16 protein-coding genes and 1 pseudogene are annotated in these 16,080 nt (G+C 65.1%); 11 read left to right on the top strand and 6 right to left on the bottom strand.

Features of this window, described 5'->3' with window-relative positions:
* Positions 1-7: 7 nt before the first annotated feature.
* Together QH470_RS20835 and QH470_RS20830 are read right to left on the bottom strand one after the other, a co-directional pair.
* Positions 8-742 carry a glycosyltransferase family 25 protein gene (locus QH470_RS20835; RefSeq protein WP_043737899.1) on the bottom strand — a complete coding sequence of 245 codons (735 nt, stop codon included), beginning with the start codon at positions 740-742 and terminating at the stop codon, positions 8-10.
* Positions 739-1,959, bottom strand: coding sequence for a hypothetical protein (locus QH470_RS20830; protein ID WP_084537812.1), 1,221 nt, complete (start codon positions 1,957-1,959; stop codon positions 739-741). The genes QH470_RS20835 and QH470_RS20830 overlap by 4 nt, the downstream gene beginning before the upstream one ends.
* A 335-nt stretch (positions 1,960-2,294) precedes the next feature.
* On the opposite strand from QH470_RS20830, the gene QH470_RS20825 reads away from it, so the two are divergent.
* From QH470_RS20825 to QH470_RS20815, 3 genes are read left to right on the top strand one after another with little or no spacing between them, the layout of a single operon-like run.
* On the top strand, positions 2,295-3,365 hold the full coding sequence (locus tag QH470_RS20825) for a PqqD family peptide modification chaperone (RefSeq protein ID WP_157115845.1): 1,071 nt from the start codon (positions 2,295-2,297) through the stop codon (positions 3,363-3,365).
* 26 nt (positions 3,366-3,391) lie between these two features.
* A complete protein-coding gene (locus QH470_RS20820) occupies positions 3,392-4,786 on the top strand; it encodes a radical SAM protein (RefSeq protein WP_067510747.1) in 1,395 nt (464 codons plus the stop codon).
* Positions 4,783-7,830, top strand: a complete 3,048-nt coding sequence (locus QH470_RS20815; protein ID WP_051047389.1) for a glycine--tRNA ligase — start codon at positions 4,783-4,785, stop codon at positions 7,828-7,830. Before QH470_RS20820 ends, QH470_RS20815 begins: the two co-directional genes overlap by 4 nt.
* 116 nt (positions 7,831-7,946) lie before the next feature.
* Here QH470_RS20815 and QH470_RS20810 read toward each other — a convergent pair whose 3' ends face one another.
* Both QH470_RS20810 and QH470_RS20805 read right to left on the bottom strand, forming a co-directional pair.
* Positions 7,947-8,357 (bottom strand): DUF397 domain-containing protein, encoded by a 411-nt coding sequence (locus QH470_RS20810; protein ID WP_051047393.1) that lies wholly within the window; start codon positions 8,355-8,357, stop codon positions 7,947-7,949.
* Between the two features lie 2 nt (positions 8,358-8,359).
* On the bottom strand, positions 8,360-9,241 hold the full coding sequence (locus QH470_RS20805) for a helix-turn-helix domain-containing protein (protein ID WP_197986986.1): 882 nt from the start codon (positions 9,239-9,241) through the stop codon (positions 8,360-8,362).
* A 513-nt stretch (positions 9,242-9,754) separates the two neighbouring features.
* Here QH470_RS20805 and QH470_RS20800 point away from each other — a divergent pair.
* Positions 9,755-10,540 carry a hypothetical protein gene (locus QH470_RS20800; RefSeq protein WP_043737903.1) on the top strand — a complete coding sequence of 262 codons (786 nt, stop codon included), beginning with the start codon at positions 9,755-9,757 and terminating at the stop codon, positions 10,538-10,540.
* The gene (locus QH470_RS20795; RefSeq protein WP_157112997.1) at positions 10,537-10,872 is read left to right on the top strand and encodes a hypothetical protein; all 336 of its coding nucleotides are present in this window, start codon (positions 10,537-10,539) and stop codon (positions 10,870-10,872) included. The genes QH470_RS20800 and QH470_RS20795 overlap by 4 nt, the downstream gene beginning before the upstream one ends.
* 29 nt (positions 10,873-10,901) lie before the next feature.
* Here the strand turns inward: QH470_RS20795 and QH470_RS20790 are convergent, their stop codons facing one another.
* A complete protein-coding gene (locus QH470_RS20790) occupies positions 10,902-11,837 on the bottom strand; it encodes an SUMF1/EgtB/PvdO family nonheme iron enzyme (RefSeq protein WP_084537811.1) in 936 nt (311 codons plus the stop codon).
* A 66-nt stretch (positions 11,838-11,903) separates the two neighbouring features.
* On the bottom strand, positions 11,904-12,683 hold the full coding sequence (locus QH470_RS20785; RefSeq protein WP_043737908.1) for an aminotransferase class IV family protein: 780 nt from the start codon (positions 12,681-12,683) through the stop codon (positions 11,904-11,906).
* A 200-nt stretch (positions 12,684-12,883) separates the two neighbouring features.
* On the opposite strand from QH470_RS20785, the gene QH470_RS20780 reads away from it, so the two are divergent.
* The 6 genes and pseudogenes from QH470_RS20780 to QH470_RS38275 all read left to right on the top strand — a co-directional run.
* A complete protein-coding gene (locus QH470_RS20780; RefSeq protein WP_043737910.1) occupies positions 12,884-13,087 on the top strand; it encodes a hypothetical protein in 204 nt (67 codons plus the stop codon).
* Between the two features lie 6 nt (positions 13,088-13,093).
* Positions 13,094-13,375, top strand: coding sequence for a hypothetical protein (locus QH470_RS20775; RefSeq protein WP_068048176.1), 282 nt, complete (start codon positions 13,094-13,096; stop codon positions 13,373-13,375).
* On the top strand, positions 13,353-14,321 hold the full coding sequence (locus tag QH470_RS20770; RefSeq protein WP_157227750.1) for a nucleoside hydrolase: 969 nt from the start codon (positions 13,353-13,355) through the stop codon (positions 14,319-14,321). The genes QH470_RS20775 and QH470_RS20770 overlap by 23 nt, the downstream gene beginning before the upstream one ends.
* Positions 14,321-14,548, top strand: a complete 228-nt coding sequence (locus tag QH470_RS20765) for a hypothetical protein (protein ID WP_043737912.1) — start codon at positions 14,321-14,323, stop codon at positions 14,546-14,548. Before QH470_RS20770 ends, QH470_RS20765 begins: the two co-directional genes overlap by 1 nt.
* Positions 14,549-14,576: 28 nt before the next feature.
* Positions 14,577-15,371, top strand: coding sequence for an SAM-dependent methyltransferase (locus QH470_RS20760; protein WP_054814843.1), 795 nt, complete (start codon positions 14,577-14,579; stop codon positions 15,369-15,371).
* 92 nt (positions 15,372-15,463) lie between these two features.
* Positions 15,464-16,006 (top strand): annotated as a pseudogene (locus tag QH470_RS38275) (D-sedoheptulose-7-phosphate isomerase); the annotation flags it as partial.
* Positions 16,007-16,080 lie beyond the last annotated feature (74 nt).

The raw sequence follows: 16,080 nt of genomic DNA, 5'->3' as shown, positions 1-16,080 counted from the left end.
CCGCGCATCACCACCGAATGAAGTCGGAATTCTCGGTGTCGCTGCCGGCGTCGTCCTTCGGTCGTTGTGTGACCAGCGGCGGATCGAACGCTAGCGCGGTGAGTCGCGGTGCGAACCGTGCCCGCACATCGGGTCGTGGATGTGGTGTGTAGAGGGCGGGAAGGAACTCGTCGACCGGCACGATGGCCTCGGTGAGTTCGGTGGACAGTGCGGTACGCAGGCCACTGCGAGTGAGCAGATAGGCGTAGCTGCAGTGGCTGTAGCCGGGGTGGACGATCCCGGGAACCGGCGTAGGGGTGTCCGGCCGGAGCAGGTCGCGCCCGAGGTACAGCATGTCGAATGCGATATCGACTTCGTCGATCAGGTTCAGGGTCTGGAGAAGGCGTGGTGCGAATTCCGGTGGGAGGGTCGCGTCGTCTTCGAGGATCAGAGTGTACGGGGCTGCGCTGTGCTTCTCGGCGTGGTTCCAGCATGCGAGATGAGCGAGAGTGCAGCCTATTTCGCCGTATTTGAGCGGTCGATTCCACCACGGGTTGTCGGAGTCGATTTGCCAGTCGAACAGCTTGATTCCAAGCGCCTGGAGGTCGCTGGTGGCGAGTTGCCGGCCGTCGATGACCACGTCGAGGTCCGAGGTGTAGGTGACCGTCATTGCCGAAGGTAGCCGGGCGCTGATCCATGCTCGGCGGTCTTTCCGCCGTGGCAGATTCACGACATAGGTGGCGATGTCGTCCAGATTCGTCACGCCGTTTGCCCGGGGGAGCAGCGGTGATGGCAGGTGAAGCGTTTGGTGTTGTCGATCACGACTCCCCAGTTCGCGCCGTGGGGGCGGGACATGAGCAGCAGGGGCTCCATGACGGTGAGGTCGGCGACGTCGGTGATGCCGCCGACGCGACGGGCTTCGGTGACCACGACGAAGTCATCCTGACCGACGTGGTCGGAGAGGTATTCGACATTGGTGGGTCCTCGTCGTGGATCGAGTAGTGCGCGGGCCGCGCCGAGGACCCCGAGGGTGAGGCACCCGCCCAGCAGTAGCGCGGTGGTTCCCTGCACGGTGAGCCGGGTGAGCACGGCGAGGTCTTCGATCAGCTCGCCACCGGGTGTCCACCGTGGAGCCATACAGCGATTGTCCAGTTCGGGTACGACGAGAGGGTCGTCCTCACCGAGCGGATTCGCATCAAAGTAGAAGGGTAACTGCGGGAGGAACTCCCGGTATTTGGCATTCCACGGTGGGCCGCCGATCACCACGAGAACCTCGACCTGGGTATCGAAGTACTCCGAGGGCGCGAAGTCGCGCACAACCGCGGTGGGAGCGAGTTGCGCCAGTTGGGTACGGACGAAGATCAATGTGTCCAAGTCAGCGAACTTGGCATACCGCAGGTAGTTCCGATCCTGTGGTGACGCATACTCTGGACGTTCGTCCACGGGGATTTCGGAGCAGACAATGTCGACGCCACCGCCAGGACGCAGGCCCCAGAACCGGCGCACAGCATCGTAGGGATCCTGTTTGCTGGCCCGGCCGTGGTGGCTCGGGCTGCGGTCGATGGCCTGCGTCTGTGCCCCGTCAGGAGCCGACGAGATCGTTACCAGGAGATAAGCCAGGGTGTCGAGGGCTTGGTCGGAACGGCGGCGCACGGTCTTCACCGCGCACTTGAGGTGCTGGGCCAGGGACTCTTGCCTGTCGGTGAGCGTCGGGTAACTGTGGTCAGGTCGAACGTTGAAATCCACTTCGGCGTAGACCCGCTCGCTCTCAGTGAGCTGACCGATCGCCTGACGCAGGATTGCGGCGAGATGTTCGATGTGTTCGGCAGAGCCAGGCTCGACGTCGGAGTCGCGGCACAGATATGCCTGCACAGGTTCGCCGATGATGGTGAGCAGTGCTGTGGGCCGCGCCAATCCGAGTCCGCGGCGCACCCGTCTCAAGCTGTCCTTCACCTGGTCGATAGAGGGCGGCGCCAGCATCTGTCCACCTTATGTCCAGCGAAGGCGAATGCGACATCGGGTTTCCCGAGCGGCCGTACTACCTGTGTCCAGAAAATGTCCAATCCAGTCCAGGGTGTCCAGAAACTCGGGATGCAGCAGGGATAGCACATACACCGCAGTCGACAGACACTCGAATCGTGGCTGATCGAAAACCTGTTCGGAAGTAGCAGGATTCGTGCACTCCAGCCACCGTCCAGGAGACCGACGGAAGGGAAAAGTCATGTCGGAGCAAACCACCACCACGGCCGAGCGTGGGGAGTACGAAGCCCCCAAGGTGGAGACGAAAACGATGATCAGCCGCCAGTGCGACTGAGATGACAACCCTGGTCGGCCGCGGTGTGGTCGGCCAGGGACCGGCGGCAACAACAAGGGGTGGTCGAATGCTGACCTTGTACGTGGGTGATCTCCACTTTTCGGGATGGTCGATGCGCGGTCGAGTCGCGGTGGCCGAGAAGGGCCTTCCAGTGGCCGAAAGGATCGTGGAGCTGGATTGGCCGATCCGGGAAAGTCCGGACGGGGTGCTGTTCGCCGGCGACGGGACCGACGAACGCGAGGCCGGTATCGGCTGCGCGTGTGATGCCGACGAACTCGCGGAAGCCGATGTCGAAGGCATTCTGGAGGACTCCGCGATGTCGCTGCTGCCTCGGGTCCCGATTCTGGCCGACACCGAGACCGGAGCCGTTGCCGGAGATGTGGTCTCGATCGCCGAATACCTCGATGAAATCGCACCGGACTCCGGTCCCAGCCTCATGGGCACCACGCGACGCCAGCGGGCCTTGGTCCGCTCTATCTCCGCCTGGGCGAGTCACGACCTGCCGTACCTGCGCGAGGGCGCGTCCTACGCTCGCTCGCTCCGTACCGCCCCCGGCATTCCTGGGCCCGGCGCGGTGGGGCAGGCACGGTGGCTGTGTGACGTCGTGTCCGGATTGTTGGGCCGTTCGGGTGGTCCGTTCCTCGTCGGGGACTTCGGGCTCGCGGATGTGATGGTGTCGACCTACTTCCAGCAGCTCCGCGGTTGGCATATCGGCATCGACGACCCCGCCGTGCGCGACTACGCGCGTCGACTGCTGGAACGACCGTCGGTCGCTGACCACATCGACCAGGCCCGCGCAATCTACCGGGCCATCGACGAAGCCCCGACCGGGTCGCCGCAGTGGATCCTGCGCCACTACCGCTATCACCCGGGCAAGCAATTGCTGCACGACTGGCAACGCGACCGCTGCGAACGACTGGTCAACACCACCGCCGCGGAGGCAGTGCGGCTGGCTTACCGGGGTCTCGACCTCGAGCAGATCACGCAGACGCTCGCCCAAACCTATGAGGTGCCGCCGGAGCGCGTTGCTGACGACGTCACCACGTTGTTCGCGCGGCTCTCACCCGTCTGACCGTCCCCGATTCGAGGAGCATCGCGATGCCCGCCACCCTGTCCCGGGCCCTGACCCAGCAGCTGAGATACCGTGCCGACCTCGGCCTGCTGTTCGACCCACACACCGGCACCTTCCATCGACTCCGCAACGCGGTCGCCGAATCGATGGTGTCCCTGATGTTCTCCGGCGCCGATGACGACACCGTCATCGGCGATATCGCGAAGCGCTACAACGCCGCCCCCTCACGCGTCGCCGCCGACGCCGCCGACCTGGTCGCCACCCTGACCTCCCCGCAGCCAGCAGCCGTCCAGGACGACGGCCGCGGATCGTTGCTGGGCGTCGACAAGCGGTTCGACACGAAGCTGGACTTCCCGCTGCGGCTGGAAATCGAGCTCACCGCCGTATGCAACTGGGCGTGCGGATTCTGCTACAACGTGTGGAAGATCGACCCGGACATGAGCGACGCCGAGGTCCGGCGCGCGGTAAAAGCATTGCCGGAAAAGCATATTCCGACCGAGCTGGCATGCTCGATCCTCGACGAATGCGCAGACCGGGGCTGTTTCGTCATCCGCTACAGCGGCGGTGAGACACTGCTGCACCCCGATGCGATGGAGATCTTCGAACACGGTGGACGCCGCGGCCTGTACCAGGTGGTGTTCACCAACGGCCACTTCCTCACCGCCGAACGGGCGAAGCGGCTGGCAGCAGCGAACGTGCGCTGTGTCCTCGTCTCGATCCACGGCGACCGCGACACCCACAACGAACTAACCGGCCATCCCCGCGCCTATGACCGCGCGATCGACGCGATGCGACTGCTGATCGACGCCGGCATCACCGTGGTCGCGGAGATGACACTGGTCAAAAGCAACATCGACGGTGCGCTGGACGTCATCCGCGATGTGCATGCGCTCGGGGTGCGCGAGTTCGGCGTCATGCGCTACGTCCCGACCGGCCGCCACGACGACCGCTACGGCATTCCGGTGTCGGTCACCATGCCGCTGATCACCCGCATCGACCACCTCCTTGCCACCGAATGCCCCGGGATGACGGTGGCGTGGCCCTGCGCGCAGAAGGTGTGCACCTCCGATACCGACACCCCGTTACGGTCCGACGACCCAACCCTCGGATTGCGGCTGTCGCAGATATCCGGGCACTGCGAATCGGGAATGGTGTGGGGCAGCGTCTCCTACGACGGCCGATTGCGGAACTGTCCGCACTCCAACGTCTACTTCGGTTCCCTGCACACCGAACCCCTCGCCGGAGCATGGCCCGCCTTGACCGACGCCGTGCACGCAGCGGTCGCCACCAGGCCAACCTGCACCGGTTGCGCAGTCGCCGACGCCTGCCGCGGCGGCTGCCACCTGCCCAGCTTCTTCGCTCCAGCGACCGGAGTAGCGCTCGGAATGCCCGCTCTCGCCACCGATAGGATTTCCGGATGACCACGGCAACTGCCCACAACGACAACCCCTCCGTCCCCGTATCGATGCAGGAAGCGATCCTTCGTCTGCAGGCGTACTGGTCGCAGCGAGGTTGCCTGCTGGGTCAGCCGTTCAACACCGAGGTCGGTGCCGGCACGATGAACCCCGCCACGCTGCTGAGTGTGCTGGGTCCGGAAATCTGGAACGTCGCCTACGTCGAACCATCCGTACGTCCCGACGACTCTCGATACGGTAAGAACCCGAACCGCTTGCAGACCCACACCCAGTTCCAGGTGATACTCAAACCTGAACCGGGTGATCCGCAGGAGTTGTACCTGGGTTCGCTGGCCGCGCTCGGTATCGACCTCGATGCCCACGATGTGCGGTTCGTGGAGGACAACTGGGCTCAGCCGGCGATCGGGGCGTGGGGTCTGGGCTGGGAAGTCTGGCTCGACGGTATGGAGATCACCCAGTTCACCTACTTCCAACAGGTCGCGGGACAGAACCTCGACCCGATCCCGGTCGAGATCACCTACGGCCTCGAGCGGATCCTGATGGCGATCCAGGGCGTCACACACTTCGAGCACATCGCCTACGCGCCCGGCGTCAGCTACGGCGAAGTGTTCGGCCAGTCTGAGTACGAGATGTCGCGCTACTACCTCGACGACGCCGACATCGACACCACCCGTGGCCTGCTCGCCGCGTACTCGGCCGAAGCCGACCGGATGATCACCACCCGGCTGCCGGTCCCTGCGCATGTACATGTCCTGAAATCCAGCCACGCATTCAACATTCTGGATTCGCGCGGTGCGGTGAGTACAGCCGAGCGCGCGAAGTGGTTCGCGGTGATGCGCAAGCAATCCCGCGAGATCGCCGCCCTGTGGACCGACTTACGTGCGGAGGCCGGGTATCCGCGCGGAGTACACGCCCCGCCGCCGCTGGCCACTTCTCCCGTCGATCCCGCCACGATCACTTCAGCACCCGGATCGGTGCTGCTGTTCGAGATCGGCACCGAGGAACTACCGCCGCATGTCGTGACCGCGAGCATTTCCAGCGTGCGCGCCACACTCATCGAACTCCTTGATTCCACTGCCCTGCCGCATGGTGAGATCACCGTGCAGGCGACCCCACGCCGGATCGGCGTGCGAGTCGAGGGCATCGCCGATAGGGAACCCGACAGCGTGAACGTGCGCCGGGGCCCGAAGGTCGCCGCAGCCTACGATGCCGACGGTAAATCCACTCCGGCTCTCGCCGGTTTCCTTCGTGCGCAGGGTGTTTCGGCCGATGATCTGCAACGGATCGAAGTCGGCGGTGCCGAGCACGTCGCGGTCGAGAGCACTCGCGCCGGCCGTTCGGCGGCAGTGGTACTCACCGATGTCCTGTCCCGGCTCACCCTGTCGTTGCGGGCGGACAAGAACATGCGCTGGCGTGATCCGGAATTGAGTTTCTCCCGCCCTATCCGATGGCTCACCGCGCTACTCGGCGACCAGATCCTCCCGATCACCGCCGGCACATTGGTAGCGGGCCGCAGCACCCGAGGCCACCGCCAGTCCGCTACACCGACGTTCGATCTCCCTGCCGCCGACCACTATCTCCCAGTACTCGAGGCCGCGGGAATCGTCGTCGACCCGGTCGAGCGCCGCGCACGCGTCGTGTCCTCGGCCGCCGCTCTGGCTGAGGCCGCGAACGGCCGGATCGACGTCGACGGCGACGCCGACCTGATCGATGAGATCACCAACCTCGTCGAATCCCCGACCGGTATCCTGGGCCATTTCGACCCGAAATACCTCGACCTGCCAGAACAAATCCTCATCACTGTGATGCGCAAGCATCAGCGTTACCTCCCGGTCCGCTCCGGCGCGGGTGACCTGCTGCCGGTCTTCGTGACGATGGCCAACGGCGACTGCGACGCCGACGTCGTCCGCGGCGGCAACGAAAACGTGCTCCGCGCCCGCTTCGAGGATGCCGCGTTCTTCTGGAATGTCGACCTGACCATCGCCCCTGACCAGTTCCGGGCCCGGCTCGGGGCACTCATGTTCCACGAGAAGGTCGGCACCATGGCTGACCGCGCCGACCGCATTGCCACAGCGGCCTCCATACTTGGCACCCGCAGTGGCCTCCCTGCTGCTGACGCGGCCACCTTGACCCGCGCTGGTGCCCTCGCGAAGTTCGACCTCGCCACCCAAATGGTGATCGAAATGACCTCCCTCGCCGGCACTATGGCGCGCGAATACGCGACCAAGTCCCGCGAATCCGAACCAGTGGCCACGGCACTGTGGGAAATGGAGCTGCCCCGCTCGTCCGGAGACGACCTCCCCACCACCACACCCGGCGCGCTCCTTGCATTGGCAGACCGCTTCGACCTCCTGGTCGCGATGCTCGCCGTCGGCGCCAAACTCACCGGCAACGCCGACCCCTACGGCCTGCGCCGCGCGGCAGCCGGAATCCTGGCAATCCTGCGCGACCACCCCGAACTCGCCGACGTCACCATCCCAATCGGCCTCAGGACCGCCGCCGACCAACTCCGCGGCCAGGGCCTCACCATCGACCCCGCGGTCCTGTCCACTGCTGAGGAACTGATCACCACCCGCTACGAGCAGCGACTCCGCGACGAAGCAGTCGGTCCAGGACTCATCGCCGCAGTCCGTCCCTCCGCCGAGGCCCCGCATCGCGCGGACATGTTGATCGACCAGATCAGCGAAGCCAGCGAGGACAACCGATTCGCCGACCTTGTGGAAGGACTGCAACGGATCATGCGGATCCTGCCTCCCGCCGCGCCCACCACCTACGACCCCGCTAGGCTCATCGGCCCCGCCGAGCAGCAGCTCCTGACCGTGATGGGTTCGGTGCCTGTTGCCGATGGCAAGCCGTTGACCGAATGGATCCCCCACGGCCACACCCTGATCGAGCCACTGACCACGTTTTTCGACGATGTCCTGGTCATGGCCGACGACCCCGCCGACCGCACCGCACGGCTGGGTCTACTGGCCGCGATCCTGGCGAAAGCTCCAGCCGGAATCGACTGGCGAGAAGTCCACCAAATGCTGCAGAAGCGGGATGGATGACACTCGTCGACCCGGCACCGCGCAGGCGGCTGGAGCCATGGCGGATCGCGACGTCATTGTCAGACGGTCAGAGCTTCCGTCATGAGTTACCGCTGCCGCCGCGCGGGCCGCCGCCGTCAATTCGTGTTCGGCAGGAAATCGAATTCGCCGTCGCGGGCTCCGGCAACGAAGGCGGTCCATTCGCCATCGTCGAAGCGGAGCCTGATCGCGCCATCCGCAGTCTGGACGAGGGTGTCCGCTCCGTCCTTGCGGACATTGACGATGCCGTTGGCGCTGCGCGAGCCGCTGCGCGATTCGTCGATAAACGCGGTCCATGCGTGGAGATCGAAGGTGATCGTGCCGTGCGAGGGGTGCTTGCTGTGCCGCAGGTAGACGCGACTATCGCGGGGGGCGACGTCCACGCAGTTCTCACCGGCCCCGCTGTGGCTGGATGTCCGCCAGCCGGCGGAGGGGGCGACCTCGACGCAGTTCTCGCCGTTGCTGCTGTAGCTGGATGTCCGCCATTCGAGGCGGGTGCCGGTGTTCACCGTCACTCCTTGTCTGTCAGGGTGCTGATTCGGGCTCTGATGACTTCAGCGGAGTCGGACTCCGACAGCGCTGCCTCACAGAGCCGGTCAGCTGCCATTTTATACAACTGCACCTGGTCCTGTTCCTGCATGTACAGGGCGCCAGCCGGGTATTCGACATATCCGATCGATTGGGCATTGTCGAAGTTCAGCAGCATGAAGTCGCCGTCGAGTCCGTCGTGGACGGTGACGCTGAGCGGCATGATGTGCAGCTCGACGTTGTCGAGTTCCTGCAGTTCGAGTAGGCGCTCGAGTTGCGGCCGCATCACCGTAGAACCGCCGACCAGGCGATCGAGTACGACTTCCTCCAGGACGGCGCGATACCGCAGCGGGTTGTTTGCTGCGGTGAGGCGTTGTCGTGCCATCCGCGCCTCCACAACCTGAGGTGCATCGATCGGCGGAACTCTCAGGTTCCCCTGAAGAAGCGCCATTGCGTACTCGGGTGTCTGGAGCTGTCCTGGGAGCAGTGTCTGTTCGTAGGTGAATACCGAGGTCGCGAGCCCTTCGAGTCCGACGAAGGTGCGGAACCAGTTCGGGAAGGCGTCGCCGAACGGCGCCCACCAGATTGTCTGGTCGGCCTGGGACGCGAGCGCGGCGAGGCGTGTGATGTGGACGTCGTCGGCGCCATAGAGCTTGAGTAGGTGAGTTACCTCGTCAGGTTGTTGCTGATTACGGCCCGATTCGAGGTAGTTGATCTTTGTCTGGGTGCAGCCGAGGTGTTCGCTGGCCTGGCGCTGTGACATGCGGGCTCGTTCCCGAGCGTCGCGTAACTCCCGGCCGATGAGGAACCGCAGGGCATTCGGATCTGACCGGTCCCATCCTGGCGTCGTCATCGCGGCCTCCATTCATCGATCGTGCGTTAGCACCCTATCCCGCCTCTCAGGGTGGATCGCCCCATCCCTTGCGGCTGGTATATATACCAGCTACATTACTCTCAATGTCGTGGCATGAGTAACACATCAATACCGCGCACTCAGCGAGTGTTCGAGTGATCTCAGGAGTGATCAGCCATGCAACTTGTAACTGGAGCCGATACTGACCGGCTGTCCGCGTGGTATGTCGGGCAACAGTCGTGGACGTTGCCGTGGATGCAGGGCAGGACGGTGGACACCCTGGCCGCGAATGCGGCTGTTCATGCGGGTGAGGCACTACAGGCTGCGCCTCCACCCGGCGATCCCCGCTGGAGAGATATCCGCTTCGGTGCTGACGCGCTGGGGCTGACCGTCCATGAACTCGCGGTTGTACTGGGTGTCACCTGCACCATTCCTGATCTCCCACCGCGTCGTGCGCGGATCTGGCTACCGGGCGAGCGGAGGTGAGCGCGGGTGTTGTCGAACGCGGACCGAGAACCGTCGTTGATGTACGGGTACCTGCGCAAGGAACTGCTCGGTGACCACCAGAGCGATGTCGAACATCGACTGCGGGATCTGGCTGGGCTGAACGGGTTCAATATCGCGGCCCTCTTCTGCGAGACGGGCGCGGGGACCGGTGCGTTGTGGCAGTTGATGCGGGCCATCGAATCGACCGGTGCCCGCGATGTCGCCGTTCCGTCCGAAGCGCATTTGACTGCGGGCCGTAGTCAGCAGCGGACGAAGTTCCTCCACGATCTCGATGCCGTCGACGGCTTGCGTGTGTGGTGTTTGGACCTGAGCAACCGGTCGGTTGTGCTGAGCGGATTTCGCCGCAGCGTCGTCCTGCCGCGTGAGCGCACGTTGGCTCGACTCCTGCTGCGGACCGGTTCGGTGACTGTAGTGGAGGAGGCCCGCATGGACATCCTCAATACCCTGTCGAGAGCCAGGCTGCGGCACATGGTCGACGACGTCGAACACTTCGTGCTATCTGCTCTGTCCGACTTCATACCCGCAGACAGCGGCGGCAATCCGCCGATCTTCGCCGATCTCACAGCCACGCTGCCGAATCTGACCGAGTCGATCGTTCTGACGGTGTGGCTGTTGCTTCGGGGCCCGGCGTTGGAGGTGCAGGTTCTTCGGTCGCCGATGCTTTCTCTCGAACCGATCGGTCCCGACGTACTTGGCCCGGCAGCGGCTGGCCGACGCTCGCTACGCGGGGGCGCCCGAATCTCTTGGATCCGGCTGCCGATCGAGCCTGGTCAGTCACCGCTGGCGGCGGGGCGAGCATCATGAGGCGGGCATTGGGGATCGTCCGTCGCGATATCGCGGGGGTGGCGGCCGAAACGGTGGCTGCGGGGATCAGGGCGCTGGCGCGCGTGCACCGCATCCAGCTGGACGAGATCGTGTTTCGCGACTCCAGCGAAGGCTTGGTCCGGCTGCTCGCGAATCTGCCCGACTCGGTCGATTTGGTGATGATTCCGTCGGAAGCCCACTTGGGCGCGTGGATTCCCGCCGCCCGGCGCACAGCTGAGGTGTGGTCGGTCGATCGGGGCGTGTGCTGGCCCCAGGGTGAAGGCAGGACGCGGTTGATATCGCGCCCCGATCGCCTGCGGGAGATCCGATGACATCTCTCGCGGGCCACACGGAGTATCCGCTATCGGTCGACTTGGTCCGCCTCGTTCGCGAGGCCGGTTGCGACACATCGGAATCCGGTGTCGTCGTCGAGCATCGAATGCGCGGCGTCGTTGAATGCCGACGGTTCGCCTCGGTCGAAGGGGCTGGTGAAGGCACTGCCTTTGAGTTCGTACCGGCCGCTGGTGGTTTCGGTGGCGGTCCATTCCCAGGTGTTGCCGACGAGGTCGTATACACCGAATGGACTGACACCGCTGGCGTAGGTCGCGACAGGGGTTGTCGTGCCAGGGCCGGAACCGCGAATATTGCATTTGGCTGGGGTCGGTTGGTTTCCCCAGGGCCAGACGTTGCCGCGGGTACCTCGAGCAGCTTTCTCCCACTGCTGGCTGGTCGGCAGGGACTTCTGGGCCCATCGGGCATAGGTGGCGGCGTCGTCCCGGCTCACCCAGACCACCGGGTGATCGGCGATCTCACGGGCCGGAGCCGGACCGCCCCAGTGGTGGGGTGCGGAATACCCTTGGGCCGCCACAAATCTCGCGTAATCCGCGTTGGTGGTCGGGAAGACATCGATCCAGTACCCAGCCACCCATACGGGTTGGTCCTGTGGCCCCGCGAGGTAGATCCCTTCGGGAATCCAGGTCATGAGCTTGCCGTCAGCGGGATGGCGGGTGTCGGTGCGTTGCTCAGGTACGTCGGTATCGCGGGCGTCGCTGAGGACGGCCGGGGATATCGCTTCGACGAACCGGGTCAGTTCGTCGCTGCCCAGCCGCGCCAGGATGGTGTCGAGTGCTGCTTGGTTGACCGGGCGGGGGCGGATGTTCTTGCCGCCGGCCTCCCAGCGGGAGATCAGCCGAGGATTGACGCCGATGTGTGCGGCGAATTCGGTGATACTCATTCGCCGTGCGTCTCGCAGTGCGCGCGCTTCGGCGCCGGTCCAGCTGCGGACCACGATGCCCATCGCCTGTGTGCTCCCTTCCCCGAGCGGTGGGTTCCGAGCCTAGTCACAATAGTGGCGCAAAGCAGGTCAGATGCGTTGCGGGGGAATGGATTCGTACTCTGTCCGGAGCCTGGCGATCATCTCATGGTCGACGGGCAGGTCGACGTTGTCGATGCGGGCGATGGCGCGAACGCCGACCGCTGCGTTGGTCGCGACCGCGCCGTCGACATGCGGCAGTTCGGCCAGCGTGATGGGTTTGACGACGACGTCCTCATCGAGGGTCTGGCTGAGCAGGCGCATCGTGATGCCGGGAAGTACCTCGGCCTGCGGCCAGATCAGCTGGCCATCGGAGATCACACCGATATTGGAGGTCGCGATCTCGGTGATGGTCCCATCGGCCAGGGTGAACAGGACGTCATCAGCGCCATCGCGTTGCGCGAGGCGACGCTGGTAGAGACTGCCGAACAACCCGACATGCTTGGTTTTGGGCAGGTCGCGGGTGTAGACGGCCGACCGCAAAGTCAGCGGGGCCTGCGGGACGGCGGGAGCCTCCCGCGAGGTGACGAGGATCTGCGGGTCGGCGTCGGCTCCAGGTTTGCCGAGCCCGAGGTGCGGGTCGAACACAGTGACGCGAACAACCACCGGAGACGCCGTGTCCGGCAGCGCGTGACGGATGAGTTCGCGTACCCGGTCGGGGTCGAGCTCGGTGTCGAACACGGTGCGGCAGTCGCGGATGAGTCGGTCCATGTGCTGGCTGAGTCCGCGAACAGCGTGGTTCTCGACCCGCATGGACGTGAAGTGCCCGTACCCGACCAAACCCAATGCAGCGAGATCGGACTCGGTGATTGGCGACCCGTTGAGTTCCATGGGGCCAGTCTGTCATCGACCGGCCTGCCTGGAAGCAGCGCTGGGTGCTCAACGTCAGCGAAACGTCAGTGCAACGCCGTGAAGCGACAGTTCCGGCCAAGCGCCCGCACACCGATTCTGAGGTTCATGGAAACCACCGAGGGCAGGGCCGGGTTCGGTGCCCGGCCAGGCCGCTCGATACATGCGCAAGGGGTTCAGTGATGACCGACGATCTGCCGCAGCGTAATCCAGGAGCGACGTTGCCCACGCATTTCGAGCGGCTGGGCGAGGCGCTGGCAACGGTCATCGTCGCCCGAGACGAGTCCGGCGGCCCGCTAGCGCGGTCGTTCTCGTGCGACGAGGCGACGATGCGACGGGTCGCTGAGCAATTACCGCTATGGACCGGCGACCCTGCGGCCGATTGATCCGCCATGGAGCGCCGCCTGGTCGTTGACTTCGACATCCCGGGAGTGCCGGTACAGCACTACCGAGCAGAGCGGTGTGCCGCAGAGGCATTCGCCGCCGAAGCAACACGACAGGGACTGGCGCGTGTGACGGTCGACGATCTGGCGACCGACGAGATGAAACAACTTCCGTACCAGCGGCTTTTCCTACCCAGCAGAAGGGACGACCACACTGATGGACTCGATACGAGCACCGATGCGGCCTGGCATGCGGCCGATGGACCGCATGCCCGCCATTATCTGCACTGATGTCGGGCACGACCCGGACGATTTGCTGGCGCTCATCCTCGCTGCGGCGGCGCTGCCGCTGCGGCTGGTGGTGACCAGTGACGAATTCGGCGGCGGTCAACGCGCAAGGCTGGCGCGGTTCCTGCTGAACTTGTGCGGGCGAACCGGGGTCGTGGTGGTCGCCGGCGCGGAAATCGAGGGCGCGCAAGCGCGATGGGTGTGCGACGGTCTGGTGCCCGCCGGATTCCCGCCAGTCTCGGCGCCGGTGACCGGGTCGGTAATCGACGCCGTGCGCGCGGTGCTGGGCGAGACCGGGCGTGCGGCGTGGATCGGTCAGGGACCGATGAGCAACCTGGCCCACCTCTACGCCGACGCACCGGGGTTGGCGCGGCGGCTGACGATCATGCAGATGGGCGGCGGCTTCGCCCATCTGTACAGACGGCCCGATCGTGCCTCGCACAACCTGCGCATGGACCCCGCAAGCGCCCGGACGGTGCTGACCGCGCCCGATCTGGACGTAGCCTTGGTGACCTCCGATGTCACCTTCACCCCCGAGACCGCGATCGACGCGGACAGCGAGGTGTATCAGCTGCTCGCGGCGGCCAACGCGCCGAAGTGGGCGAAACTCGTCGCTGCGGGCTACGACCGATGGTTCGCCGGGGAACGTTCCGCGTCGATGGCGGCCGACCCGCTGACCGTGACCGCTGCGGCCGGGATGGGCTTCGTCGAGTTCGCCACCCATCACGTGACGGTGGCGCCGGACGCGCGCATGTACGACAACCCCGACGGTGTGGCCCTGTCCATGTCGGTGGCGGCGGACTATGCGGCGTTTCGGGCGTGGGTCACCACGGTGGTGCAGCATGCTCTCGAGGTCGGGATGCGATACGACCCCGCCTTGATCGGGCATAAGCCGGGGAACACCCGACCCGTGGCCACCGGGCACGCCATGCCGATCGGTACCCGGTAATGGCCGACAGCCTGGTGCGAGGGCACCTGAACCCGGCCACCTTGACACACACCCAATCCAATATCGGCGACTGCTTCGCCGACCCCGGCGCACTGACCTACGGCCAGGCCCTGCATGCCCAGACGCTGCACCAGTACTGCTCACCGAGCTGCGGTGTCCGCAACCGAATCGATGAACAGCTCGGGACTGCGGCCAGTGAAATCGGAGAGGCGAGCTCAGATGACTAGTCCCCGTCGCGCAGACAATGAGGCGATCGTGCTCGATCCGTCTCAGGCACACAGCGGACGCATTCACGACGTCCTGTTGGGTGCGGGCAAAGACGCCTATCTGGTGGACCTCGAGGCCGGTCACAAGCTGATCACCCACTCCCGCGCCTTTCTGGTCGCGGCCCGCGCGACACGTTTGTGGCTGCTGCGGGCCGTGCGGTACCTGGCAAGTGAACAGCTGGTACGGCAGTTCGTCGAACTCGGCAGCGGCTACCCATGCTCGCCGAACCTGCACGAGGTAGCCCGCAACTGCGCGCCGACCGCACGCATGGTCTACGTCGATCACGACCCGGTGGTCGCCGCCCACGGCCGAGTATTTCTCGCCGACGAACAAACTGAATTCGTCCACGCCGATCTGAGCGACACCGACGCCCTCGTCACCGAGATCACCGCTGCCATGGATCCGAGCGAGCCGATCGCGGTGTGTCTGTCGTTCGTCGCCGAATTCCTGCCCGACCCGGGCATGGTCGTGGACGCGGTCACGACCATGCTGCCGAGCGGCTCGTTCCTGGCACTCAGCCATATCACACGTGACGCTGATCCCGGCCCCGTCGACCGCGCGGCCGATATCTACACCGGATTCGGCATCGAATTCCGTTCTCGCAGTCGCGACGAGGTCGCGGCACTGCTGGCCGGCTATGACCTCGTCGAACCTGGGCTGGTTGCGCCACACCGTTGGTGGTCACCCCACGACGTCGACCAGCGTCGTGCCCGCAACCTCGGCTGGGAGCCGCCGCAGGCCGACGACCTGTGTTGCCGCGCCGCCGTCGGGCGACTGCGATGACGAGGTGAGCCCCGGCGAACGCCAACCCAAATGAGCATCAAATGTGCTGATGGACAAGGAGATCCGTAACCATGATCGAGGCGGGGAGACAGATGAACGAATCCGGCGCGGATCGCGTCGCGAAGTTGTCCGAAGCCCTGGAACGCACCGATCTGGACAAGGTCCGGTCGTGGGGCCAGATGGTAGCCAGCCGACTACGGCGCGGCGGGCGAGTGCTAGCCGTCGGAAATGGTGGAAGCGCCGCGCAGGCGCAGCACCTGGTTGCTGAGTTGGTGGGCCGGTTCGAGACGGAGCGCAACCCACTCGCTGCGCTCGCGCTCACCACTGACTCCGCGGTGGTGACTGCGATCGGCAACGACTACGGCTTCGACCAGTTGTATGCCCGGCAGGTCCGTGCACACGGTCGGGAGGGCGATGTGTTGATCGCGATTTCCACTTCCGGGTGCAGCACGAACGTGATCGCTGCCGCCACAGAGGCGAACGAGCTAGGGATGCTCACCTTCGCCTTGACCGGTCCCGCTGACAGCGTATTGGCGCGAGTATGCGACGAGGTGGTGTCAGTCGATTCGTCGGCGACCTCAACCATTCAAGAATGCCACCTTCTGATCGCGCACGAACTGTGTGCGGCGGTCGATGCGGCTTTGGCATCCGCCCCGTCGACGTCGCAGCCGACCGAAGCAGAGACCGCCGAGTCCGTCCCGCCGCCGAC

Origin of the sequence: Nocardia wallacei (genome assembly GCF_029868745.1) — a bacterium.
Classification (GTDB): domain Bacteria; phylum Actinomycetota; class Actinomycetes; order Mycobacteriales; family Mycobacteriaceae; genus Nocardia; species Nocardia wallacei_B.
Note: the sequence above shows the minus strand (reverse complement) of the source record. Positions and strands in the feature narration are given on the sequence as shown.

Excerpts from the sequence above, each read along its gene's own strand:
- QH470_RS20815 (WP_051047389.1), top strand. The coding sequence starts at position 4,783 with ATGACCACGGCAACTGCCCACAACGACAACCCCTCCGTCCCCGTATCG.
- QH470_RS20765 (WP_043737912.1), top strand. The coding sequence starts at position 14,321 with ATGGCCGACAGCCTGGTGCGAGGGCACCTGAACCCGGCCACCTTGACA.
- QH470_RS20785 (WP_043737908.1), bottom strand. The coding sequence starts at position 12,683 with ATGGAACTCAACGGGTCGCCAATCACCGAGTCCGATCTCGCTGCATTG.
- QH470_RS20830 (WP_084537812.1), bottom strand. The coding sequence starts at position 1,959 with ATGCTGGCGCCGCCCTCTATCGACCAGGTGAAGGACAGCTTGAGACGG.
- QH470_RS20800 (WP_043737903.1), top strand. The coding sequence starts at position 9,755 with ATGTACGGGTACCTGCGCAAGGAACTGCTCGGTGACCACCAGAGCGAT.
- QH470_RS20790 (WP_084537811.1), bottom strand. The coding sequence starts at position 11,837 with ATGGGCATCGTGGTCCGCAGCTGGACCGGCGCCGAAGCGCGCGCACTG.
- QH470_RS20820 (WP_067510747.1), top strand. The coding sequence starts at position 3,392 with ATGCCCGCCACCCTGTCCCGGGCCCTGACCCAGCAGCTGAGATACCGT.
- QH470_RS20825 (WP_157115845.1), top strand. The coding sequence starts at position 2,295 with ATGACAACCCTGGTCGGCCGCGGTGTGGTCGGCCAGGGACCGGCGGCA.
- QH470_RS20780 (WP_043737910.1), top strand. The coding sequence starts at position 12,884 with ATGACCGACGATCTGCCGCAGCGTAATCCAGGAGCGACGTTGCCCACG.
- QH470_RS20795 (WP_157112997.1), top strand. The coding sequence starts at position 10,537 with ATGAGGCGGGCATTGGGGATCGTCCGTCGCGATATCGCGGGGGTGGCG.
- QH470_RS20805 (WP_197986986.1), bottom strand. The coding sequence starts at position 9,241 with ATGGAGGCCGCGATGACGACGCCAGGATGGGACCGGTCAGATCCGAAT.
- QH470_RS20770 (WP_157227750.1), top strand. The coding sequence starts at position 13,353 with ATGCCCGCCATTATCTGCACTGATGTCGGGCACGACCCGGACGATTTG.
- QH470_RS20775 (WP_068048176.1), top strand. The coding sequence starts at position 13,094 with ATGGAGCGCCGCCTGGTCGTTGACTTCGACATCCCGGGAGTGCCGGTA.